This window comes from Bacillus sp. cl95 (genome assembly GCF_900115925.1).
Lineage (GTDB): Bacteria > Bacillota > Bacilli > Bacillales > Cytobacillaceae > Neobacillus_A.
In genome coordinates, this window is record NZ_FOYF01000001.1 from 961,627 (window position 1) to 985,639 (window position 24,013).

The window sequence follows — 24,013 nt, forward strand, 5'->3', positions numbered from 1 at the left end:
GGTACAGGTAATAATTAACTAATATTAGGTCATTTATCAGACCGGAATATTGTACATAAAGTAAAGTGAGGTATCTTCATGCTTCGGACTAGACGCACAGGAGAATGGTTTGAAATAACAGTTCCCAACTACTGGGAGGGCATAACAATAGAAGAACTATTTCGTCAGCGGTGGGATTCACCCAAAAAATTAACCCATGCTCTTAGAATGAATGCGGCTGTAAAGTTAAATGGGACAAAAGCCAACTGGCTCAATCCCTTGCAGAAAAATGATAAGTTGCAACTCCATATATTTCAGGATGTTGAAATCCATTTAACTGCTACTTATTTAGAGCTGGACATTATTTACGAAGACGATCACTTAATCGTTCTTAACAAGATGCCGTTTATGAATACACATCCAAATTCTTTTGAAGATAAAGAAACTCTAAGCAATGGAGTTGCCTATTATCTTCAGTCAAAAGGAGAAATAAGGAATTTTCGTCATGTTCATAGGTTGGATCGAGAAACGTCAGGTGCCATTCTTTTTTCAAAACACGAACTGGCTGGTGCCATACTCGATCGAAAATTGGAGTTACGAGAGATAAAGCGCACTTACCTAGCTCTTGTCCAAGGTACGCCAAAGAAAAAACGAGGTACAATCAACGAGCCAATTGGAAAAGATCGTCATCACGCTACACGGAGACGCGTGTCTCCCTCTGGACAATCTGCCACTACTCATTACGAAGTCATTAAAGAATTTAAAAATGAAGGTCTGACATTAGTAAAATGCTGGCTAGATACAGGTAGAACTCATCAAATCAGGGTCCACCTGAGCCATATTGGCCATCCTATTATCGGTGATACCTTATATGGAGGAAATGGTACCCAGCCACGAGTCATGCTCCATGCCGCAAAATTGGAATTCATTCATCCTTTAACACTTGAAGAAATGGTTGTTTATGCACCGTTTCCGACTGACTTCCCCGAGTCTTACAGAATCAATTTGTCACTCATATAAATACAAAAAACCTCCCAAAATGGGAGGTTTTTCAAATTTTATTTTTAAATAATTATGTTGTTTTGCGGAAACCTCTCATGATCAAGCTTAAAATAAATACTAGTAATACTGCACCAATAATCGCCGGAATAATGGCGAATCCTGCAAGATCCGGACCCCAATGACCGAAAATCATTGAACCTAACCATGCACCAACAAAACCTGCGATAATGTTACCAATAACACCACCTGGAATATCCTTACCTACAATCATACCTGCTACCCATCCGATTAATCCACCAATAATTAAAGCCCATAAAAAGCCCATTTAACTCACTCCTCAAATTTAAAATTAGTTATTATTTCATTTCATCATTACACTTTACCTTCACCCGGGAAGTCAGGTACAGTGCGTCTTAATTACTTTTCGCTGCAGCTTACAAGTAATTAAGTTGATGTTTAACAAAATGGAAAACCATTTTGTCGTTTTAACTTGCTTGTACGATTAACTTACCACCATTGTTGGTATATTAAACACATGAACAAAAAAATTATTAAAAACCTCAAAATAACTGAATATGAACTTGGCTACATTAGTAATGTTAAGTTTTTGTAAATTTTAATGTAAAGGCAACCTTTTTCGACATTTTTCATGTAAAATGAATTTCGTTTGGTACTTTACTTGGATGAATTTTAATTTTAATTGGGGGTTTCAAAATGGTTTTCAAAAAGAAGGATAAGTTTTCAGAGTTACTCAACAGTATTTCTCACAACCTTAAGGAAGGTGCTACATACTTTACTGAGTACAAATTGAACAATGTATCTGATTTGAAAATATTCTCTGAGAAAATGAAAGAATATGAAACAAAAGGCGATTCTTTTGTTCACGAAATGATTAAGCAGTTAAACGATGCTTTCATTACTCCAATCGAGCGTGAAGATCTTCTTCACTTAGCTATCAGCATGGACGATGTACTTGATGGACTTGAGCACTGTGCAGCGCTTTTCGAAATGTACAATATTACACAAGCAGACGACTATATGCTAAAATTCGTTGCTGCTATCCAAGCAAGTGTGGCAGAAATCGAAAAGGCAATCGAATTGCTTTCAACTAAGAAATTGTTGCAAATCCGTGATCACGCAATCAAGATCAAAGATTATGAATCACAATGTGATGGAATCCTACGTCAATCAATTAAACATTTATTCTCAGTTGAGAAGGATCCAATCCGTATTATCCAGTACAAAGAAATTTACGAAAACCTTGAAGAAATCGCAGATAGCTCTCAAGGTGTTGCTAATACATTAGAAACTATTATCATGAAAAATGCATAAGGAGTCTTAAAATGGATGCTATTTTAATCTTAACGATACTTATCGTCATCGGGGCTCTTGCATTTGACTTCATTAATGGTTTCCATGATACTGCAAATTCAATTGCAACCTCTGTTTCAACGAAAGCTCTTAAACCAAGACAAGCAATCATTTTAGCTGCTGTCATGAACTTTGTAGGTGCCATCACATTTACTGGTGTTGCAAAAACGATTACAAAGGATATTGTTGATCCCTTCACTTTACAAAATGGATCGCTTGTAATTTTAGCTGCATTAATTTCAGCAATTTTTTGGAACTTATTAACTTGGTACTTAGGTATTCCTAGTAGTTCTTCACATACTTTAATAGGATCAATCGCAGGTGGAGCAATCGCTGCATCAGGATTTGACTCTTTGAATTACGCTGGCTTCATGAAAATCATTCAAGCATTGATTTTCTCGCCATTATTAGCCTTTGCGGTAGGTTATATCGTTTACAGCATATTTAAAGTCGTATTCAGAAACCATAGCCTAACCAGAACAAACCGTAATTTCCGTTTGATTCAAGTAGCTACTGCTGCTTTACAATCATTCTCACATGGTACAAATGATGCACAAAAAGCAATGGGTATCATCACGCTTGCTTTAGTTGCAAACGGATTCCAGGAATCACCAGATGAAATCCAACGATGGGTTCAAGTATCTTGTGCTATAGCAATGGGATTAGGTACTTCAATTGGTGGATGGAAGATCATTAAAACGGTAGGCGGTAAAATCATGAAAATCCGTCCGATAAACGGAGTTGCAGCTGACTTAACGGGTGCAGCCGTTATCTTCGGAGCGACATATATCCACTTACCTGTTAGTACTACTCACGTTATCTCTTCTGGAATCTTAGGTGTAGGTGCATCTCACCGTCTTAAAGGCGTAAAGTGGGGAACTGCCCAAAGAATGTTGATTACATGGGTAATTACATTACCTATTTCTGCTCTTATCGCAGGAATCATGTACCATATTCTAAATCTAATTTTCTAATATGTTTTGGCAGGGGATGCTTATCCCCTGCTTTTTTTCATATTTCGAACCTTTCCCACTTTCCATGCTCCCACTACCTTCTACCAATTCCAATTAAAACTCTTTTTATTTTCTTCTTGATAAATCACCTAAAAACGAATATTATAAGATTTGTGTTTATAAATGTTCGTTTTTAGGAGTGAATTCTTTGTTTAAATTAAAAGAAAACAATACAAATGCCAAAACAGAAATTTTGGCCGGTTTAACTACCTTTCTCACAATGGTTTACATCGTCGTTGTAAATCCCATTATTCTTGCAGACGCTGGAGTCCCATTTGACCAGGTTTTTACCGCAACAATCATTGCAACTGTTACGGGTACTTTATGGATGGCACTATTTGCTAATTATCCTATCGCTATTGCCCCTGGTATGGGTTTGAACGCTTATTTTGCTTATTCAGTTGTAGGAACTCATGGAAATATTTCATATACTACTGCTTTTGCTGCAGTTTTTATCGCGGGTCTTATATTCGTCGTATTGTCATTGACTCCTTTCCGTAAGAAATTGATTGAAGCAATTCCTGAGAATCTTAAACACGGTATTACAGCAGGAATTGGGTTGTTTATTGCTTTCATAGGTCTTCGCCTTACAAAAATAATTACGGACCATCCTACAAATCTAGTTGGATTGGGAGATTTACATTCACCTTCAGCCATCCTTGCACTGATTGGCTTAGCTGTTACTTTAGTTCTCATGGTGTTAAGAATTAATGGAGCTTTGTTTTTAGGAATGATCGTTACAGGTATTATCGCATTTGCTACTGGTCAGCTTTCTTTTGACCAAGGCATCATGTCACTACCTAAACTTCCAGAAGGCTTGATCATTGTTAATCCAATCGATGCTTTCGGAGAAGTTTTCCAACATAGTCTTTATGCAGTTGTTTTCTCCTTCCTACTTGTAACAATTTTCGATACTACCGGAACGATGGTAGGGGTAGCCCAACAAGCAGGATTAATGAAGGGCAATACAATGCCACGTGCTCGTGAAGCATTGCTCTCCGATTCAATTGCGACTACAATTGGTGCGATATTCGGGACAAGCCCAACATCAGCGTATATTGAGTCCTCAAGTGGTGTTGCAGCAGGTGGCCGAACTGGATTAACTTCTTTGACTGTCGCTATCCTATTCATTGTAGCTGCATTCTTCGGACCTCTTGTAAGTGCGGTTTCTGGTTTAGCTGCCATTACAGCACCAGCCCTCATCATTGTTGGTAGTTTGATGATGGGAAGCATTTCCCATATCAAATGGGATGAACTGGATGAAGCTTTCCCTGCTTTTCTTATTATCTTAAGCATGCCTCTTACATCAAGCATCGCGACTGGTATTGCACTTGGATTTATCTCTTATCCGTTGATGAAAATAGCAAAAGGAAAGTTTAAAGAAGTTGATCCACTTGTTTACCTTTTTGCGGTCCTCTTCTTCTATCAACTCGCATTTTTGCCACATTAATAATGGACACGCAGACCACATCACTTTGTGATGTGGTCTTTTATTTTTGGCCAAAATGTATTTCCATTCTATTTGTGGATATGTCTCATATTTTGTTAGAGAAGGACAAGTGAGTGAGGTGAGTAAAATGGCAGGTAAATTACTGGCGATATTAATGGGGAGTTTTTTACTCAGTATAGGTGTAAATGGATTTCTAGTTCCTCATCATCTTTTGGATGGAGGAATCATTGGTATTGGGCTAATTCTTCATTATTTTTACGGATGGCCAACGGGTTTGAGTATGATTATTCTCAGTATCCCGTTATACGTCTTAGCATGGTTTTTTCAAAGAAAGTACTTTTTTTACAGTTTGCATGGACTAATTATTTCTTCACTATGTATTGATCTTTTTTCATTTTTTAACGGCTCTTTTCAGACAGGGATTTTAGTGAGCACCATTATTGGCGGATTACTTGTAGGAACAGGAATAGGTATTATGCTTAGATATGAAACGAGTACCGGTGGAACCGATCTTTTAGCACAACTTCTTACCTTGAAAACTTCATTAAACGTTGGTATTCTTATTTTTTTGATTGACGGACTCGTTGTACTTAGCGGCCTCAGTGTGGTGGGGGTGGAAAAGTTCATGTATTCATTTTTGACTATTATTTTTGTAGGAATTATGACGTCTATTACGGTAAGGAAACAAACTACCTATCCTTACTTTTAATATGCTAATGCCGGCTTTTTATAATTCTTCTGCTGAAAGTTAGCAACCTGTAGTGGAATCAACCACTCCTTAATTTACAAAAAATACTATGAATAGAGCCAAAAACCAAAAGTTCAAAAAAACGCCTGCAACTCCAGTTGCGGCGTTCTTTTGTCTTCTTGTTATGCGACACCATGTCCGTTAGAGGCAACCCAAATCTTAAACCATTGCTGGCGAGTCATCTTGATACTTAATGCATCCACAGCCTGTTGTATTCTTTGTAGATTACCAGAACCTGCAATCGGCATTATCTTGGCTGGATGGTTTAGAAGCCATGCATACATCAATTGATCGATTGCATGTACACCCAGTTCATTCCCCACCTCTTCAAGTGCTTGTCGAACCCTCAACGCCTTTTCATCATTCGCAGTAAAAATACGTCCCCCGGCCAGCGGTGACCAGGCCATCGGCGCAATTCGCTTTTCCTGACACTGTTCTATCGTTCCATCTTTAAATGTTTCCATGTGCATGGCGGAAACTTCTACTTGATTCGTTACTAAAGAAAAATTTAAGTAACTACTTAACATATTAAACTGTGAAGGCGTAAAGTTAGACACACCAAAGTGACGAACCTTCCCCTCTGCTTTTAATTGTTCAAAAGCTTCCGCTACCATCTGAGGGTCCATGAACGGGTCAGGACGGTGTATCAATAATACATCTATGTAATCCGTTTTTAAGTTAACTAAGGATTGATTTACGCTCTTTAAAATATGCTCTTTGCTTGTATCATAGTGTTGAATCTCATGCTCAGGATATTTTGAAGAAAGTAACTTTATTCCACACTTCGTTACAATTTGCATGGCGTCTCTTAGCGATGGTTTCAGTTCTAAAGCATTGCCAAAGAGAGATTCACTTGTGTAATCACCATAAATATCTGCATGATCGAAAGTCGTGATGCCTAAATCCATACATTCTTCGATTAATTTCAACGTTTCCTCTGAATTCATGTTCCACTCTGCCAGTCTCCATAAACCATGAATGACACGTGAAAATGACAAATCTTCTGCTAGTTGAACTTTTTCCATACACTTACCTCTTTTCTAAAACTAGATGTCATACGAAACTCAAAAAGGGTCTATCCATTGGCACTTTACCTCATAGCAACATAAATAGCAATTCAAATGGATTAAGAATATAGAAGAAGATTCACCAAGTTACAATAGTGAATCCCCTACAAGTAGACTATTCTATTCTTCTGGTTTGAAACGATTTCTTTCATTTGTATCAGGCACAAGAATTTGTCCCATTTTTCCCATATTCAGCAATGTCTGCATAATGGCTTTTGATAATTGGCTTTGCTTATATGGTTTTATGAGATAGTCATTTGCCCCTAGTGATAATCCTTTTTCTTTTTCTTCAAGAGCACTCGATATGATGATTGGAATGTCTTTGAAGCGCTCAGATTTCTTTATCATCTCCATGACTTCCCAACCATCCAAATCGCCTTTTTCTAGCAGGATATCTAAAACAATAGCATCCGGAGTTTCTTTCTCAATTGCCAGCAGTGCATCCCGGCCATTTTTGAAATTCTCAGCATGGAAGCCACTTTCTCGCAACTCCTGTATAATGAGTTGGGCTAAACTAGTATCGTCTTCAATTACCATGATGTGATAGCCTCTTCCGATATTCCCAACCCTTTCATCTTCCAAGAAAGCTTCTTCCTTTCCTTCATATACTGGAAAAACGACTGTAAAAATACTTCCTTCTCCTAAATCAGATTCAACCCTAATATCTCCTCCATGAGCTTTCATGATTTCATGAACAATAGCCAGTCCCAACCCAGTACCGCCTATTTTTCGACGGTCCGTATTATCAACACGATAGAATTTCGTAAATAAATGGGTGAAAGCATCGTCCGGAATTCCTAACCCTTGGTCTTTAACTGCAACCTCAATCTGCTTTTGATTTTTATCAATACAGATTTCCACTTTGCCACCATCTGGAGAATATTTGATAGCATTGCTTATTAAGTTGGTAAAAACTTGTTCTATCTTCATTTTGTCTCCAAGAATGTAAGGCGAATCCGAAACACTACACTTCAAGGTTATTTTGTGATTTTCCGTATTTACTTTTTGCATCTCTATTACTTTTTCTAATATAGGAACTAATTCAAAAAACTTCTTTTCATATGTTTGTTTTCCAGATTCCATTCTCTGGACATCAAGAAAGTCATTGATTAGTGCTGTTAGGCGCTTTGTCTCATTGAGGATGGTCTTAAGATATTTGTTTTGTTTATCCTTCTTTAAATCACGATTCATCATTAGTTCAGTAAAACCCAAAATACTTGCCAATGGTGTTCTCAACTCATGACTTACGGTACTTACAAACTCAGACTTCATCTGATCTACTTCAAATTCCTTCGTAATATCTCGATACACAATCACTTTCCCAAACTTCTTGTCTCCATGATAAAGGTCTTCACAGTAAATTTTAATGACCTGATTATTTTCCTTCTTCCGGTAGATAAATGATTGTTCATCTTGTGATATTGTGTGCTCACTAGAAATGGCATTTTCCAAGAATTGAAAAAGATTCATATCGTCCTCAACCTGACTTCTTAATAAAGTGGTCCATTCCTCCCATTTTAGGCCAACAAGCTGTCTATCCCCTTTCGCTAATCCGAAAAGTTCATTTAACTGTTCATTTACTTGAACAATTGACTTGTTTTTATTTATAAGTTGAATGCCCTCATGGACTGTGTTCAAGATGTCTTGGTTAAGTTTTCGTTCATCCTCTGACTTCTCATATAAATTGATTTTTTCTAATGAAATTCCTATGCTTTTAGCCAGTGCTTCATATTCATCCATATTTTCATGAAGAAATGGCGCGCTATATCGACTAAAGACCATTAAGGCCATTACTCCATTGTCTGATGAGAGAATGGGAATATATAAATCATAACTATAAAAAGTGCCACTATAGAAACCATTTTCTTCAGGTTTCATTTCCCTCTTTAGGCAGATTGGTTTCTTTTTACTTTGCAATCTTCGGTTTAGACCATTGTCCCAATGAGTGAAAAACTGCAACATCCCTTTATCCGAGATCCCAAATCCTGCATATATTTGATCTGAAATCATGGCAATCATCCCACGATCAGCATCGATAATTTTACAAGTATTTTCAACGATACTATCCAAAACCTCTTGTTTGTTCAATGAATTCGAGATATTGTTAATTAATTTATTTCGATTACTTAACTTTATTTCATTTTCACGTAGTGTCTCGAGTGTTTCTTCAAGTTCTCGCTGTTGTGATCTTAGCTCATCCTGCTGAGCTTTCAATTCTTCATTATGCGACAACAAGTCTTGCTCTTTTTCTTGAACCTTTTCTACCATTCTCTGAAATGCTGTTGATAATATGCCAATTTCGTCCATACGTTCGATGTTCATTTTCGTTGGGATAATGGTATCTTTTCCTTCTGACATGTCATTTGCAGCTTTAACAAATTGAGTTAAAGGGTGTCCAATTCTATTTAACATCAATCGGATGATTCTTAGAAGTACAAGTAATATAAGTAGAATGAAAATGACAAAGACAATTTGAACATAGGTTTGCGTAATTAACAGTTTTTGAAAATTATTTTCCACATCATTATCAAGCTTAATGGCATAGCTCTGAAGTACTTCTTGAAAATGATTCACTCTTGAAGTCGCCTGTTTATTACCTAACTGTATGACTCCCTCTTTATCGTTAATTTCATGTAATTGAAAGATACGAGGGAGTGTGTCTACAAAGTAATAGTCTGTAAACTCATAGATGCTATTCAAAAAGAGGCGATCTTCGTTTCGATTTGCTATCTTAGCAAACTGTTTTTCAAGTTTTCTTATTTTTTCTTCTTGAGCTAAAGCATTTTCTTTTAAAGTCAGATTACCATATGCCAAATATCCACGAGCATCAAAGAAAGAACGGTTATAAATCGTTTCAATTTCCTGAGCGATTCGCTCTTTTTTCTCCAACAGTTCATTCTCAGCTGTATATGATTGTATAAGGGAGCGTAAAGTGAGTAACAACACTATAGACCCTATGACAAAAATACCAATAAAGGTTCCCATAAGTGCAATAAATTGGTGTGATAGACTTTTCTTAACGTATTGATTAATTTTCATTAAGAATTTCCTCTACTCTCTCCAAAAGCTGAAGCGGACTAAAAGGTTTTGCCATAAAATAATCCGCGCCCGCTTCGAGAACCTTTTCCTGTTCGTACTGTTGACTTTTGGCAGAAAGCATCAAGATTTTGATAGATTGTTTCCCTGGAATGCTTCTCACTTTTTCAATTACTTCAAGTCCTGTGAAAACAGGCATCATATAATCTAGAATGATGAGATCATAATCGGTATTTTGAATCTTAGATAACGCCTCTGCTCCATCTGAAGCCTCATCCACCAAATATTCATCATCCTCCAATGTATCTGCTATCAGCATTCGCAATACTTCTTCATCTTCAGCTAATAAAATCTTTTTCACTTTTATTCCCCCGTACCTATAGAACCATACGTGTTCTTCATGATGTAGTATGATTCTTTTAGACGTTCATAGTAGCGAGGCTCATCCCAATCATCCCAATTATATATAGCAACGCTATCTCGTGTTATGGTGGCATGGGAAGTTTCAGGTTGGGTATAGAGCAGCTTTTCATTTTCACTAAATGCTACAACCACACCGATATCAGAAATTTTTCTACTTCCCGTTAACCCTTGTTTCCATAGATCCCCCATCACTTCTTTTTGACTAGGGTCTTTAACATTCAACAATTGCCATGGTATTCTTCCCTCAATGACTGTATGATCCTCGTTAATACTTATATCGGTTAAGGAATCATATTTTTGATTAATAGGGTTGGCATTACCAAACTTTAACTCTCCTGTCTCATAAGATTGAAACGGGATTTTCTTGCCTGTTGTCGGGATAACCAGCTCTTTATTGAGTGCCAATCTTATAGGATGAAATACTCCATTATTTTTTACATGGGCATATGGAGCTTTAGGTATCATCTTCAGCATCTCACCATACTGATAATAAAAGGAATCATAGTAACTATCCACGGTGATACTTGCATTATTTTCGTCCTTCAAGCTTATCAGAAAATCAATTCCTAAATCTGTCTTGAGTTTCTTCCCCTTTGACAGTTCAATCTCGGTTTGACCTTGGTCTCCAATGGTATCTAGCATTAGAAAAATATCATCCTTCTTAAAATTTAAGGGTGATTCGTACTTCATTAAAAAGTAGAGGTATTTTTCATCTGAACTCATCCGTGTTTCCTTCAATTTGCTACCTCGCATGCTATAAAGGAGCCTAGACTTATTCTTGATCCAATCTCCTGTATCTCCATCGACATGAATGGCACTTTCTTTCATTCCTGGCTCAAAAGAAAGCAATCCAAAATTTTGTTCATTCGTTTGAATGTTAGACCAAAATGGTCTGCGATCGGGGTTATCATAATCCATCGTGTTCCAAGTCCTTTTGAACCATTCGTCCTGCCATGCAAACACCATTCCACCTGCATAGCCCTCTGAAACAATCGACTCAAATAGACGTTTGTTGATCATCCCTTGTTCCTTTTCAGAATGGTGCCCTTGGTCCATTCCTATCACATTTTTATGCGTTAAACCCCTTGAACCCGGCACACCAAACTCGGCCACAACGACAGGCATTTCGTGCTCTTTTATTAGGTCATTTAGATAGCCCGCATAATTATTTTTCTCACCCTTCGAATCCTTATAATTGGCATAAGTATCATTCAAGTTAAGGAAGTCAGGGTAGTACGGATAAATATGATACGAAGCAAAGATACCCGCATGAAAATCGTTTGTCTTTTGAATGTGATTTGGGTTTACGGCTACAAGGTCCTCCTGTTCTAGCGGCTCTTCTGGATGATTAAGCAAATCCGTTGTCACCCAGTTCGTAAAACTCATCGTATGTTGCCATTGATAAGTATCTGCTTCGTAGGTAGCAGCAAACTCCAGCCTTTCTGCAAGCCATACTTCAAATGGAGAGCCATTAGAAGTGTTAAAATATTTCCCCTTGAATTGTGCTTTTTCCTTATGTTTAAGGTTCGTGTTTTGAACCATGTAAGGATCCCACTCTATTCCAATGATATATCCAAGTACATACGACGAAATGTCGCTGCTATACTTGCCGTAAGCATGCCCAGTTCTTTTGACAATGTCAGCATGTCCATGAGTAATATCGATCATATGCTTCATTTCCGTTTGAAAATCGACCACGTTTGATTGAGCATATGCATCTTGGGTTTGGACAAGTCCTTCCTCATTAATCCATGCCCCTTGAAAAAGAAAGATAGGATTTTCAGCCAATTGATTATATTCGTAGAGTGCATCGTAAAATGCTGGTGGATGAAGAGTATAAACTCGTATCGTATTGGCATTCATCTCTCCAATCGCTTTGAACCATCTAAAGTATTCATCTTTCGTAATAGCCGTTTCACCTGGGAAATAACCTGGCTTTCCAATCCCCATGTTAACACCTTTGATGAGCAAGTCCTCCCATTTTCCATTCTTCTTTATCTGTATGTACTTATCTCCTGTTCGACTATTCGAGAGGATTCCATCCTTTTTAGTTAGTTCAATTTTTTTCGGTTCAATATTTTTATGTAGACCGTTCTTTAATAGTTGTTTCATAAGTGGTACATATCCGCTCCAGTAGAACGAACTCTTTGATTCAGTTTGTCTTTTCCACTTATCAAAGCCTGTGGTCTGATAGATTTGCGGAATTTCTGCCTCATCTGCAAAATCCCCTGCAAAATAATAGGACGAATACTTCCTATTTTGATGTGAGATGATGGCTGGAAATTCTGTTGGAATTCCAAACTTCTTTAGCTTTTGCTTCGCCTTTTTGGTTAAAGGCAGCTGATACTTGGCCAGAATCTCAGTTTCATTTCTCGCCTCAATAATATCGAACCAATAGCCATATTCTGCTTCAACATTGCCAGAAAACCTTTCCTTTCCTTCGTTCGTGTAAAAAAATTCGACACCACTACCCTTTAAATCTTTACTGCCTAGAACTACTATGAAGTTATTAGCATCAACAAACACATAACCTTCACCGGAATAGTCCCATTTCCCGTACTTTTTTTGATAGTTTTCCTTCACCCAATCAGGAACTTCTGTACCTTCTAAGTGGGAAAAATAACGACCGATCCAACCTGTCCAATCAAGATTTAGTAAATTGGATATCTTATCCCTTGTTTCCGCAGAACTCGGACTGCCAAATGTATTGAATTCTGCGATTAACGTTTTATTCCCCTTAAGTAAGGCTCTCTCAATATTCTTGAGTTCTTGTTCTTGAAGCCCTCCATACAATGCTTCAGATCTCTTTCCCGTCTCATTTGTTCCGTAGAATTCTTCATTATATACTCCATATTGATCAGCAAGATAAATTACATCAAATCTGGACAAGTCATTTGGAACCTCAGTTGTTTTAAAAGTCTTTTCCTTTGACGGTTTAAATCCTACGTAGTCTTTACTAACGGAATACGGTTCACCATTTCCTTTCATGTACTTTCCATTATTCAAAATCCAAACCAACCCTTTATGTTCACGATAGGATTGATCCGGCACAGTCTTATCGACGATAAGCACATTTAAGTGATTTTCATTTTTTATAAACCATAGCCAAAACGGACTCGTAATGACTAGGCAAAAAAGCAAAACAAATATCCATACATATACTTGTGGACTCTTCAAGTAGTTTCTCATCGTGATACACCTTTTCTCTTCATTTCTCCCCAGCTGTGATCACCTTTGATCATCTGCCAAATACCTTCACATCTCCAAAAAACAGTTAGAGGCCGGTACCAAATCGTTTCGGTCATGGAGTAAAAAAACAACTTCAACATATCAGAAACTTTAGGATATCTCGTTAATGTCCATTCTTCCAACAATACGGCAGACATAGAAAACAGAGATCCATATAAGCATGATAATAAGAAAATAAGAATGGCAAACTCCAAATAGATTCCACCAAAAAACATGGAAAGGACTACGAAGACATAACCAAAGAGTTCAACAATCGGTCCTAAAAATTCGACTATCCAAAAATAAGGGAAAGAAATAAAGCCAATCGATCCATATTTAGGATTAAAAGTAATCTTCCGATGTCTCCATAAACTCTCGAATAAACCACGATGCCAGCGTCTACGCTGCTTGCGTAAAAACTTCATTTCTTCTGGAACTTCTGTCCAACAAACTGGATCTGGTACATAGACGATTTTCTTCTTCAGTTTCTTCTCTTTGAGCAAACGGTGGATTCCGACAACCATCTCCATGTCTTCTCCTACTGTATCCGTTTTGTATCCCCCTGCTTCGACTATCCACTTTTTCGAGAATACCCCAAAGGCTCCTGAAATGATCAACAAAAGGTTGTGTCTGCTTAAGCCGATCCTACCCATTAAGAATGCACGTAGGTACTCGATAATTTGCATGATGACGAGTGGATTATTGGATAAGCCAATGTTTAGGATATTACCGTTATGAATTTCACATCCATTCGCAATTCTCACACTTCCCCCGGAAGCGATCACTTCTTCGCCAGAATCAACAATCGGCTTCATCACTTTTAGAAAAGCGTCTTGTTCCAAGACGGAGTCTCCGTCTAGCGAACAAATATAGGGATAATGAGCAAAATTCAACCCAACATTTAGAGCATCTGCCTTTCCTCCATTTTCTTTATCAATCAAATATAGATTCGTAAGAAGCGTAGATTGATAAATACTTGAAATAGGCTTTGTCTCAATCTGTTTGCGAACCACTCTTTTTATTTCTTTCATCTCATAATGCTCAATCATCTTCTGCCACGTGGAATCTGTGGATCCGTCGTTTACCACAATGATTTCAAAACTAGGGTAATTTACACTTAACAATGACCTAACACTTGGGATGATACCGGCTTCTTCATTGAACGCGGGCACAATGATGGATATCGGCTTTACAGCAAAGTCATCCACATAATCCTCATATACTTGTTTACGATTTAACTTAAAATGCTTTCGTAGCTGTAACATTGAAATGACGAGGATAACTGTATAAAAAACAATAATAACAATCATGTAAATAGCAATGAATCCAGCAACAATCGTGAATCCGGTAGTCCACCAAGAATTCTCCATTTAAATTCCCTCTCCCCGTGAAAGCCATTCTTCTGCCATGTCACGTGCATATGGATCTTGGGATTGTCGAAGCACATTAAGAAAGATATCACGACTATTCGAAAAACTAGATAAGGCTTGCCCTGCTTGGGATCTTACCCACCAAGAATCATCATGCAAAAATGTAACCAAGTATGGGATTCCTTTGCGATCATTTGATGAACCTAGCAACTTCGCAAAAAACATTCTCTCCTGCCAAACGGAAGAGTCGGATAATGGCAAGTAAGTATTGATATCTTTAACATAACCAATAGCCGCTATCGTTTTTAATGCCCTTAACCTTATTTCGCCTGAATAAGATCCATAAATGGTTTCCACGAAACTTAAGTAATGGATTTCCTTTGAAGTACCTAAAACGTCTAATACTGCAAACTTCAATTGTTCAGGAATACGATAAAAACTGAGCATAAATAAATCAATTCCTTCTTTATCAAGCCTGGACAAAATCGCCCGATACTCATAATCAGTCAAATGATCAAAGTCATTACTAAGTAATTCGAACAGACGTTTATCCCGAAAAGAAGCCAAAACACGAAGTGAATGAACGATTTCTTCTCTGGAAATTTTCTTTTTTCTCAGTAATCTAATCACATCTTCTCGAAGTGTCATCATCTGAAAATCTTCTATATAGTATAGTGCGTTCATACGCTGACTCCAGACAGCCGACTTAAGTCTTTTTGCATAATATCCTGATAAATGTAATTCTGCCAAATGTCTGAGCGCGTATTTCTCACTTTCACCTTCAAGCACTTCCGCGTACCTTCCAAGAGCTTGTTCTAATGCCTCTTTTTGCAATTTAGAATCGGAGCGTATACTTCTTGAGTGAAACTGATCTGTCATATAGATAAAAATCAATGCAAAGTACTTTTCAGTAAGCTTGCTGATTTTTTGGTTTCTCGCATTTTCACTAAGCTTTCTTATGATTAAGTACAGCAAAATGCCAAGGAGGAAAAAAAACACTATAAGAAGTGCACCTGAAAGGATTGCAAGTTCATTACCAATCATTTATTTCATCCTTTTAATTAATCTTTGAATTCTCGCTTGGAGCTCAGTGATACTAAAAGGTTTCGTTACATAATCATCCGCCCCTAATTTTAATGCCCTGGCAATATCCATATCCCCTTTTCTTCCAGTCAACATGAGGACATAAAGATTCCTATTTCCTTGGATCTTTTTCACCTTTTGCAATACTTCTAATCCATCCATTACAGGCATCACTCCGTCAAGAATGAGGAAGTGTTCTTCTGATTCTTCAAAACGTCCCGATTCAAAAAAAGATATACCGTCTTCAAAGGCTTTTACGTCTAGTTCCGTTCTCTCCACTTCAATATTCTGAATAACTTTTAATAGAATCGTTCGAATAATGGCGTCATCGTCAACAATGGATACACTTAATTTTCTAGTTGATGCATAGTGCAATTGATCGCTCGCACTTTCAACTTTCGATCTTCCACTTTCTTTTGCTTTATACAAAGCTTGATCGGCAAACTTTAGAACATCATTCTTTTCTAAATCACTGACGTTTATTTCAAATATTCCAGCGGAAAAAGTAACCGTAAATTTGTCATCGTTACCCTCAAATGAAATTTTCGAAAAATCACGTAATATCCTCTTCATGATTGATTTTGCTTCCTCATTCCTTGTTCTAGGTAGAATGATGGCAAACTCTTCTCCGCCATATCTAAAAACCGTATCAGAGCTTCGAGTGCTTTCCCTTAAAAATTCAGCAAATTTCAATAAGACGCGATCTCCAATTAAATGGCCATGAGTATCATTAATTTTCTTAAAGTGATCTAAATCAGCTAAGACAATAGAAAATGGTTCCTTTGTTCTTTTGAAATCTTTTAAATTTCTATCAAGAACATCGCTCAAATATCTGCGATTGTATACATTTGTCAGTTCATCCGTTAAGACCGATTCATCAAATAATCGTTTCCTCTGTAAGTGCCTTTCCACTCTTACGATAAACTCTTCACTATCTATGGGCTTTGCAACAAAATCATCCCCACCAGAACGATAGGAATCTATTCTCAATTGACGATCATTTTGAGCGCTCATAATCATTTTTGGAACGAAGTGTTTGGATGTATGCGTCTCTAAATCGTTTAGAAACTGTAATCCGCCGTTATCTGGCAAATTACCGTCTAATATGATGAGGTCAGGATGAAATTCATAATACTGGGACTTGGCTTTTTCCAAGTTGGAACTAGTAATAACCATCCAACCTTTTTCCTCTAAGACATCCTTTAATAAAATGAGCATCGAAATATCGGTATCAATAATCTGTATTAATGGGATTTGAGCATTTCTTTCAACTTTAGGTTTGCTATCCAACTCTTGAAAATGTTCATATTCATATGTCAGATTCATTAGATCATAAAGGAAATCCCGCAAGTCGCTCAGACTCCAATCGGATTCCCTTTTCTCTATACTCTCCAAGAGATTGCTCGCCATCTGAAATAGTCCTCCAAGTTCAATGGTGCCTGCAGTCCCTTTAATGGAATGCAAGAAGCCATACACATCCTCTTTTGGAATGACCATCTCTTCAACGGAAGCAAACCAGTCAGAAATCTGTCTTTTAATTTTTTGAAATAAAAGCCGCTCATAATTATGTAACTCCATTATTTCCTCCCGTTAGTCATCCCCGTTGTCTTTTCGTAACATTTTTCCATCGCATTTATGATGGACCCTCTGAAGCCATTTTTCTCGAGTTCAGCAACTGCTTCGATTGTTGCTCCCCCAGGTGTACAGACATCATCTTTCAATGCTCCGGGATGTTCACCGGTTTCCAGTACCATCTTTGCAGCCCCAAGAACCGCCTGTGCAGCAAGTTGGTACGATTGTTTTCGGGAAATCCCTTTCATTACTCCAGCATCCGCCATTGCTTCAATCATCATGTAGACGTATGCAGGACTAGAACCACTGATAGCCGGAACAACATCCATTAAAGTTTCTTCAAGGATTTCACTTTTACCAAAGCTATTGAATAATTGTCGTACATTTTTCAAATCCATATCAGAAATAAAAGCATTTGGACAAAGTACACTCATTCCTTCACCTACTAATGAAGGTGTGTTAGGCATCGTCCTAACGCATTTCACTTTTTTATCAAAGGCGGCTTCAATATCCTGAAGCGTAATGCCAGCTGCTATCGTTACAATCACCGTATCGTTTCGGATTAAATCCTTTATTTCAGAAATAATCAATCCATAATGAATGGGCTTTACGGCAAGGATGATGATATCTGCAAATTTCGCTACTTCTTTATTTTCATTTGTAACGTTTATTTTGTACATTTCTTTTACGAGGTTGATTGTTCCCTCGGATTTGGCACTAGCCATAATTTGTTCCTTATTTACTACCTCAGATTTCACCAAGCCATTAAGCATAGCCTGGGCCATTTTGCCACTACCTATAAAACCAATCTTCTTATCCAATCAGAACACACCCTATTTGTAATATTTTCTATGTATGTCAGTTATTTTAAGGTATGAAGGGGGAATTATAAAGAAAACACTCCCCACTTTTGTAGTTTTTTGTAGAAAGAGGTAGAAAAATGACGGAATCCAAAGCATTAATAGATGATTATAGTGTTTATCCTGAGTCTTTTTATATACAACCTACGCTTGAATTAGCACAGAACTTACTCGGGAGCATTCTTTTAAGACAAACAGATGAGGGAATTATAGCGGGCTATATCGTGGAAACAGAAGCTTATATAGGTCCCATGGATCAAGCTGCACATAGTTATCAAAATCGGAGAACGAAAAGAACAGAAGTCATGTTCGCGGAACCCGGTCGAATTTATACCTATGTCATGCATACGCACTGTTTAGTGAACGTCGTTAGTGGAGAAAATGGGGCACCGGAGGCAGTTTTGATTAGGGCACTTGAACCCCTGACAGGAATTCAACTAATGAAAAAAAGAAGGGGTCTCACAGAACTTCAAAACCTTACAAATGGCCCTGGAAAACTTACGAAAGCACTAGGAATCACAATGAAGGATTATGGTTCTGCTTTCTTTGAACCACCATTGATGATTGCAAAAGGTTATAAGCCAGAATCCATCTCTTCAGGAAAGCGAATTGGTATTGATAATTCAGGAGAAGCCAAAGATTATCCATGGAGGTTCTGGATTACGGAAAATCCGTTTATATCTAGGAAAGAAAGAAAATCAAAAACAAATTAGATTAGCCTTTTGCTCATCGTTGTACAAGGATAAAACCATATAAACAAGAACAAAAGGCGCAAGCGCCCTGTTTAGCCCCGACAGGCATAAGACGAATCACGCAGGAAATCCTGATTTCTGAAGTGATTTGGCTTATGACCCCGAGGGGCTGGGCGCTGGAGCTGGATTATTAGAAAAACGTAGAAAGTTATCCACATTAATTTATTTTAAAATTTCCTAGACAACAAAAAAAGCTAATCCGAAGATTAGCTTTTTGCTTATTTTAACAAATCTTTAGGTGAGAAAGCCCCGGGAAGAAGTTCTTTAACGGTGATTTTCTCAATGTCCCCTTTTAGGTTAGTCAAAACGACTTCCATATCAGGATCACAAAGCTCAGAGATTACTTGACGACAAGCGCCGCATGGCGGTACAGGACGATCTGTATCTGCAACGACAGCCATCGATTGAAATTTCGTGACGCCATCTGAATAGGCTTTGAAAAGTGCCGTTCTTTCAGCACAGTTACACATTCCGTATGCAGCATTTTCAATATTACACCCATGATAAACTTGGCCGTCCGTTGAAAGGAGCGCTGCCCCTACCTTAAATTTAGAATAAGGAGTATAAGCAAATTCCCGCGCCTTAATCGCTTCTTTTACCAAAGTGTTCTCTTCCATCTCGTTCACCCTCCGCCCAGGTTATCCTATTGTTGGAAAAATTTCGTTAACCATTCAGCGATAACTCCGCCAAAGTAAACACCAAATACACCCATTACTGCTGAAAATACGGGTGGAGCTGGTAAAGGAAGTTTAAGAAACTTAAACAGTACTCCTACAGCTATGCCCGCTACTGTAGCTAAAATAATCTCTTTCATAATTGGACCTCTTCTTTATCTCAATTTTAGTAAGAACTTGTAGAAGTTTCGCCATTGATGATGGCAATACCTGAACTTGCACCAATACGTGTAGCACCTGCTTCGATCATTGCAAATGCATCTTCACGGCTTCTTACGCCACCAGAAGCTTTAACACCGATGTCAGGACCTACAGTCTTTCTCATCAATGCGATATCTTCAACAGTTGCTCCACCTGTCGAGAACCCAGTAGAAGTCTTAACGAAATCTGCGCCAGCCTTAACTGAAAGCTCACATGCACGTACTTTCTCTTCGTCAGTCAACAAGCAAGATTCGATGATTACTTTTGTTAAAGCTTTTCCACGAGCTGCGTCAACAACTGCGCGAATGTCTCTTTCAACAAGTTCATCATTCTTGTCTTTTAAGGCACCGATGTTGATAACCATATCAACTTCTGTAGCACCATTTTCGATAGCATTAGTTGTTTCGAATGCTTTTACTTCTGGAGTTGATGCACCTAATGGAAAACCGATTACTGTACAAACTTTAACTTCTGGAGTATCAGCAAGTACTTCTGCAGCCGTCTTTACCCAAGTTGGGTTCACACATACAGAGGCAAATTTATGCGTTTTTGCTTCTTCAGAAAGTGTTACGATTTCAGCCTTTGTAGCTGTAGCTTTTAAAAGAGTATGATCGATCATTCCTGCAACATTTTGAGTCATATATATATCTCCCTCACTATTAAATAAATGTCATATTGCTTATAAAAATACTTCCAAAATTAATATAACAAAAAAATGAACATTTGTAATGTGTTTTGTGAACAAATGTAAAATAAATATGTTTCCAATTCACAGAAGTGTCATATTTCAACGGAAAAGGCTTGTTAAACCACTCTTACTTTTAATTACTTGCCAAGTTCGCTTTATCAAGAAGAAACTGGGCTGTAAACTGATCAGTAACAAGGACATTGGCATAACGACCCTTCAATGCACCATAAATGCCATCAATTTTTTTAGGTCCCCCTGCTACTAGAATGGACTTCTCCTTCTTTTTCAATTCATCGAGGTTAATGCCCAATGTACGTTCATTTAAACTTTCACTACAAATATTCCCATCCCGGTCAAAAAATCTTGAACAAATATCCCCCACAGCCTTTGGAAATAATGTTTCCAGATCAGCTTCAGTAAAATAACCTAGTTGAAAAAGTAAAGATTCTGATTTTACTGGTCCAATGGTGAAGAGGGCAATATTTGATTGTTTTCCTAAATCAAGGATCCTGCCGATATGTCGGTCTGCTTCCATCGCACGTTTTACAATTTCATGATCAACAATGGCCGGAAGTGGCAAATGATGTGGTGTGGTGTTAAAAGCCTTGCCAAATAAGTAAAGGATTTCAGATGCATATGTGTTCGTTTCTGCATGACTTACTCCACCCTTTAACTGCACAACCTTTACATCTTTCACAAACTTTTGTTTTAACTCAATTGCAACATGATAAAGCGTTGTTCCCCATGTCACTCCAATAATATCTTCATCTTTAACTACTTCATGCAAATAAGCTGCCGTTTTTTCACCTAAATAATTTTTAATAAGGTTATCTTCATATTGTGGTATCGATGCCACGATCGCCTTTTTTAGATTAAATTTCTTTTCTAGTTCCGCTGCCAGACTTTCAATATTCTCAGTGGGATCTTTAATACTAATCTGTACAATCCCCTCACTTTTGGCTAATTGAAGGAACCTAGATACTGTGGGTCTTGATACCCCAAGCATCTTCGCAATCTCGTTCTGATTATGATCAAGTAAATAGTATAGCTTCGCCGCTTCAATAACTTTTAAAAGCTTATCTTTTTCCAAAAACATCACCTATTCAGTTGAATTAATAGCATAATTGTAGCAGAAAATTTGATTAAGTCATCTGCGATTTATTTGTTCGTCCCATTACCTCACCTTAATTTGAAGAATTTTTTAAAGTGAGTGGAGGATTCACGAGCTTTGAAACTATACAAGACCCTTTAAAATATCGATAATAAAAATAGTTGTAAAAATTTTCAGCTAGGAGGAAGACACTTCATTGAACCAATTAGGAAATCTTATGTACAAGTATAGAAAATTGACTCTTATTATATGGGTTCTTATCATTGCAGGATTTGGATTCACCGCAACGAAACTCCCTTCCGTTCTAAGTGGGAACGGATTTGAATATGACGGAGCCTATAAGGAAACTCGACATATTCTCGAAAAAGAATTCGAACAACCGAAGGCCACTATTATTGTCATGTTCGAACGAAAAAAAGAAATCACGGATTCTAATTGGAAAGAATATATGAAAGCTACAATGGATTCTGCCAAGGATCTTAATAGCGTAAAAAATGTGATCTCTCCCTTCGACCGAGAAGGCATGATCAAAGATAATCGGGCATATGGATTGATTACTTTTGATAAAGAGCCAGGTAATTTATCAGAGGAAATCAAGTTCCTCGATAAGAACCTACGTGATCAAGATGGATTAGAAGTAACATTAACAGGGGAACCTGTAATCGTTAAAGATTTGAATGAAGCAAGCCAAGAAGATTTAGCAAAAGCCGAAATGATTGGTTTGCCAATTGCTCTCCTTGTCCTCATTCTTGCATTCGGCGGTTTGATCGCGGCTAGCATTCCGCTTGTGATAGGAGTCATATCCATTTTGACAACAATGGGAGTTGTATACTTTTTCAGCTATGCTACTGACCTTTCCATTTTCATATTAAATATAGTTCCAATGATTGGACTTGCTCTCAGCATAGACTTTGCCTTATTGTTTATCAACCGCTATAAAGAAGAGGTAAAGAGTAAAAGCATACCAGAAGCTCTTAGAGTAACTGTAGCTACTGCTGGGCGTTCAATCATCTTCTCGGGTCTATGCGTCTTCATCGGTTTATCAGGACTGCTGTTTATTCAGATAGACATTTTCCAAAATGTTGCACTAGGCGGAATGATTGTTGTACTCGTTTCAGCTTTGTCCGCTTTGACTTTCCTGCCTGCTTTATTGGCTATTCTTGGAGATAAGATCCACTCCTTAAGCGTTTGGAGAGCAAAGGAATCTTCTAAAAGTATTTGGAATAAATTTGCAAAGTTCGTCATGAAGAAACCATTGGTCATGATGCTAAGTGCTTTTGCAATCTTATTGGTTTGTCTTGTACCAGTAAGAGAAATGTCTTTGGCTATTCCAGGTGTTGATGCATTGCCGCCGAAATACCCTTCAAGAGTAGCATATGAAACCTTCCAAGATCACTTTATGGAAAAAGGGAAAAGCGATCGCAACAAAGTGAGCATTGTCTTTGACAGCAAGGAAGATCGTTTGGATGAAAACTCCGCCGAAAAAATTCTTAATGCCATAAAAAAGATCCAAGAAAATACTCTCGTCACGTCTGTAGATTCAGCTTTTACAGCTACTTCCATTGATGACGCAAAAATGTTCATGGGGTTCTTAAAGCAAGGAAATCCTGAGCAAACTCAACCTATACGTGATTATTTTATTAGAGACGGAAAAATGCTTGTAAATGTCTATCTCGATGAGGACATTGAATCTCCTGAAGCACGAAAATGGGTACGAGAATGGTCTAAGAAAGACCTTGGTATCAAGACGAACTTTGGAGGAAGCTACAAGTTTGAACAGGAGATTTTCGATGAAATCTTTAAGAAGGCTCCACATGGTTTGATGTTGATTCTTGTCTCAACCTTTATCATTCTCATGCTTGCTTTCCGTTCCCTACTCATTCCGATTAAAGCGATTCTAATGAATATTTTAAGTCTCGGCTCAACTTTTGGAATTGTCGTTTGGATTTATCAGCAAGGTCATTTTGGAATGGAATCGGTGAATATTGCGCTTGTATTACCTGTCTTCGTATTCAGTCTTGTTTTCGGATTATCGATGGACTACGAAGTCTTCTTAATATCAAGGATTCAAGAGTATTACTTGGAAACCGGTGATAATAGTAAAGCCACCATTGATGGACTTACCTCCACAAGTAAAATTATTACTTCCGCCGCTGCCATTATGATTGTCGTCACAGGTGCATTTGCCTTCACAGGTGTCATGCCTGTTAAACAATTGGGTGTAGGAATTGCGATTGCCATTTTCATTGATGCTACCATTGTGCGAATGATTCTTGTTCCATCATTAATGAAGCTCCTTGGCGATTGGAATTGGTGGTTCTTTGGTATCAAACCTAGAAAGAAAATGAACGCACATTAAAAGCCAACCTTTTTGGTTGGCTTTTT

Annotated in this window: 20 protein-coding genes; 7 read left to right on the forward strand and 13 right to left on the reverse strand. The window is 37.7% G+C overall.

Annotated elements, in window-relative coordinates:
• The first annotated feature begins 78 nt into the window (after positions 1–78).
• Positions 79–999 carry an RluA family pseudouridine synthase gene (locus BMZ31_RS04775; protein ID WP_090830561.1) on the forward strand — a complete coding sequence of 307 codons (921 nt, stop codon included), beginning with the start codon at positions 79–81 and terminating at the stop codon, positions 997–999.
• 52 nt (positions 1,000–1,051) lie between these two features.
• Here BMZ31_RS04775 and BMZ31_RS04780 read toward each other — a convergent pair whose 3' ends face one another.
• The gene (locus tag BMZ31_RS04780; RefSeq protein WP_090830562.1) at positions 1,052–1,306 is read right to left on the reverse strand and encodes a GlsB/YeaQ/YmgE family stress response membrane protein; all 255 of its coding nucleotides are present in this window, start codon (positions 1,304–1,306) and stop codon (positions 1,052–1,054) included.
• A 389-nt stretch (positions 1,307–1,695) separates the two neighbouring features.
• On the opposite strand from BMZ31_RS04780, the gene BMZ31_RS04785 reads away from it, so the two are divergent.
• The 4 genes from BMZ31_RS04785 to BMZ31_RS04800 all read left to right on the forward strand — a co-directional run bounded on the left by BMZ31_RS04785 (position 1,696) and on the right by BMZ31_RS04800 (position 5,524).
• The gene (locus BMZ31_RS04785; protein WP_090830563.1) at positions 1,696–2,313 is read left to right on the forward strand and encodes a DUF47 domain-containing protein; all 618 of its coding nucleotides are present in this window, start codon (positions 1,696–1,698) and stop codon (positions 2,311–2,313) included.
• 11 nt (positions 2,314–2,324) lie between these two features.
• Positions 2,325–3,326: an inorganic phosphate transporter gene (locus BMZ31_RS04790; protein ID WP_090830564.1), complete on the forward strand. Its 1,002-nt coding sequence runs from the start codon at positions 2,325–2,327 to the stop codon at positions 3,324–3,326.
• 187 nt (positions 3,327–3,513) lie between these two features.
• Positions 3,514–4,815, forward strand: a complete 1,302-nt coding sequence (locus tag BMZ31_RS04795) for an NCS2 family permease (protein ID WP_090830565.1) — start codon at positions 3,514–3,516, stop codon at positions 4,813–4,815.
• A gap of 127 nt (positions 4,816–4,942) precedes the next feature.
• Positions 4,943–5,524 (forward strand): YitT family protein, encoded by a 582-nt coding sequence (locus tag BMZ31_RS04800; protein ID WP_090830566.1) that lies wholly within the window; start codon positions 4,943–4,945, stop codon positions 5,522–5,524.
• A 161-nt stretch (positions 5,525–5,685) separates the two neighbouring features.
• Here BMZ31_RS04800 and BMZ31_RS04805 read toward each other — a convergent pair whose 3' ends face one another.
• The 8 genes from BMZ31_RS04805 to proC all read right to left on the reverse strand — a co-directional run bounded on the left by BMZ31_RS04805 (position 5,686) and on the right by proC (position 18,163).
• Positions 5,686–6,588 (reverse strand): aldo/keto reductase, encoded by a 903-nt coding sequence (locus BMZ31_RS04805; protein ID WP_090830567.1) that lies wholly within the window; start codon positions 6,586–6,588, stop codon positions 5,686–5,688.
• A 162-nt stretch (positions 6,589–6,750) separates the two neighbouring features.
• Positions 6,751–9,669, reverse strand: coding sequence for an ATP-binding protein (locus BMZ31_RS04810; RefSeq protein ID WP_090830568.1), 2,919 nt, complete (start codon positions 9,667–9,669; stop codon positions 6,751–6,753).
• Complete coding sequence (locus BMZ31_RS04815; protein ID WP_090830569.1) at positions 9,659–10,027, reverse strand: response regulator transcription factor; 369 nt, start codon at positions 10,025–10,027, stop codon at positions 9,659–9,661. The genes BMZ31_RS04810 and BMZ31_RS04815 overlap by 11 nt, the downstream gene beginning before the upstream one ends.
• Positions 10,028–10,029: 2 nt before the next feature.
• On the reverse strand, positions 10,030–13,278 hold the full coding sequence (locus BMZ31_RS04820) for a hypothetical protein (protein ID WP_175478002.1): 3,249 nt from the start codon (positions 13,276–13,278) through the stop codon (positions 10,030–10,032).
• Positions 13,275–14,687, reverse strand: coding sequence for a glycosyltransferase family 2 protein (locus BMZ31_RS04825; protein ID WP_090830570.1), 1,413 nt, complete (start codon positions 14,685–14,687; stop codon positions 13,275–13,277). The genes BMZ31_RS04820 and BMZ31_RS04825 overlap by 4 nt, the downstream gene beginning before the upstream one ends.
• Positions 14,688–15,731 (reverse strand): HEAT repeat domain-containing protein, encoded by a 1,044-nt coding sequence (locus BMZ31_RS04830; protein WP_090830571.1) that lies wholly within the window; start codon positions 15,729–15,731, stop codon positions 14,688–14,690.
• The gene (locus BMZ31_RS04835; RefSeq protein ID WP_090830572.1) at positions 15,732–17,348 is read right to left on the reverse strand and encodes a diguanylate cyclase; all 1,617 of its coding nucleotides are present in this window, start codon (positions 17,346–17,348) and stop codon (positions 15,732–15,734) included.
• The gene (gene proC, locus BMZ31_RS04840) at positions 17,348–18,163 is read right to left on the reverse strand and encodes a pyrroline-5-carboxylate reductase (protein ID WP_090830573.1); all 816 of its coding nucleotides are present in this window, start codon (positions 18,161–18,163) and stop codon (positions 17,348–17,350) included. Before proC ends, BMZ31_RS04835 begins: the two co-directional genes overlap by 1 nt.
• A gap of 119 nt (positions 18,164–18,282) precedes the next feature.
• Between proC and BMZ31_RS04845 the strand changes: the two genes are divergently transcribed.
• Positions 18,283–18,915, forward strand: a complete 633-nt coding sequence (locus BMZ31_RS04845; protein ID WP_090830574.1) for a DNA-3-methyladenine glycosylase — start codon at positions 18,283–18,285, stop codon at positions 18,913–18,915.
• A gap of 257 nt (positions 18,916–19,172) precedes the next feature.
• Here BMZ31_RS04845 and BMZ31_RS04850 read toward each other — a convergent pair whose 3' ends face one another.
• The 4 genes from BMZ31_RS04850 to BMZ31_RS04865 form a co-directional block, all read right to left on the reverse strand.
• Complete coding sequence (locus tag BMZ31_RS04850; RefSeq protein ID WP_090830575.1) at positions 19,173–19,571, reverse strand: cytidine deaminase; 399 nt, start codon at positions 19,569–19,571, stop codon at positions 19,173–19,175.
• A 26-nt stretch (positions 19,572–19,597) separates the two neighbouring features.
• The gene (locus tag BMZ31_RS04855; RefSeq protein ID WP_090830576.1) at positions 19,598–19,768 is read right to left on the reverse strand and encodes a XapX domain-containing protein; all 171 of its coding nucleotides are present in this window, start codon (positions 19,766–19,768) and stop codon (positions 19,598–19,600) included.
• 26 nt (positions 19,769–19,794) lie between these two features.
• On the reverse strand, positions 19,795–20,469 hold the full coding sequence (deoC, locus tag BMZ31_RS04860) for a deoxyribose-phosphate aldolase (protein ID WP_090830577.1): 675 nt from the start codon (positions 20,467–20,469) through the stop codon (positions 19,795–19,797).
• 181 nt (positions 20,470–20,650) lie between these two features.
• Positions 20,651–21,607: a sugar-binding transcriptional regulator gene (locus BMZ31_RS04865; RefSeq protein WP_175478003.1), complete on the reverse strand. Its 957-nt coding sequence runs from the start codon at positions 21,605–21,607 to the stop codon at positions 20,651–20,653.
• Positions 21,608–21,824: 217 nt separating this feature from the next.
• On the opposite strand from BMZ31_RS04865, the gene BMZ31_RS04870 reads away from it, so the two are divergent.
• Positions 21,825–23,987 (forward strand): MMPL family transporter, encoded by a 2,163-nt coding sequence (locus tag BMZ31_RS04870; protein WP_090830579.1) that lies wholly within the window; start codon positions 21,825–21,827, stop codon positions 23,985–23,987.
• The last annotated feature ends 26 nt before the right edge of the window (positions 23,988–24,013 follow it).

Bases quoted from the DNA above. Each gene is read 5' to 3' on its own strand.
- BMZ31_RS04775 (WP_090830561.1), top strand. From the start codon at position 79: ATGCTTCGGACTAGACGCACAGGAGAATGGTTTGAAATAACAGTTCCC.
- BMZ31_RS04780 (WP_090830562.1), bottom strand. From the start codon at position 1,306: ATGGGCTTTTTATGGGCTTTAATTATTGGTGGATTAATCGGATGGGTA.
- BMZ31_RS04785 (WP_090830563.1), top strand. From the start codon at position 1,696: ATGGTTTTCAAAAAGAAGGATAAGTTTTCAGAGTTACTCAACAGTATT.
- BMZ31_RS04790 (WP_090830564.1), top strand. From the start codon at position 2,325: ATGGATGCTATTTTAATCTTAACGATACTTATCGTCATCGGGGCTCTT.
- BMZ31_RS04800 (WP_090830566.1), top strand. From the start codon at position 4,943: ATGGCAGGTAAATTACTGGCGATATTAATGGGGAGTTTTTTACTCAGT.
- BMZ31_RS04805 (WP_090830567.1), bottom strand. From the start codon at position 6,588: ATGGAAAAAGTTCAACTAGCAGAAGATTTGTCATTTTCACGTGTCATT.
- BMZ31_RS04810 (WP_090830568.1), bottom strand. From the start codon at position 9,669: ATGAAAATTAATCAATACGTTAAGAAAAGTCTATCACACCAATTTATT.
- BMZ31_RS04820 (WP_175478002.1), bottom strand. From the start codon at position 13,278: ATGAGAAACTACTTGAAGAGTCCACAAGTATATGTATGGATATTTGTT.
- BMZ31_RS04825 (WP_090830570.1), bottom strand. From the start codon at position 14,687: ATGGAGAATTCTTGGTGGACTACCGGATTCACGATTGTTGCTGGATTC.
- BMZ31_RS04830 (WP_090830571.1), bottom strand. From the start codon at position 15,731: ATGATTGGTAATGAACTTGCAATCCTTTCAGGTGCACTTCTTATAGTG.
- BMZ31_RS04835 (WP_090830572.1), bottom strand. From the start codon at position 17,348: ATGGAGTTACATAATTATGAGCGGCTTTTATTTCAAAAAATTAAAAGA.
- BMZ31_RS04845 (WP_090830574.1), top strand. From the start codon at position 18,283: ATGACGGAATCCAAAGCATTAATAGATGATTATAGTGTTTATCCTGAG.
- BMZ31_RS04850 (WP_090830575.1), bottom strand. From the start codon at position 19,571: ATGGAAGAGAACACTTTGGTAAAAGAAGCGATTAAGGCGCGGGAATTT.
- BMZ31_RS04855 (WP_090830576.1), bottom strand. From the start codon at position 19,768: ATGAAAGAGATTATTTTAGCTACAGTAGCGGGCATAGCTGTAGGAGTA.
- deoC (WP_090830577.1), bottom strand. From the start codon at position 20,469: ATGACTCAAAATGTTGCAGGAATGATCGATCATACTCTTTTAAAAGCT.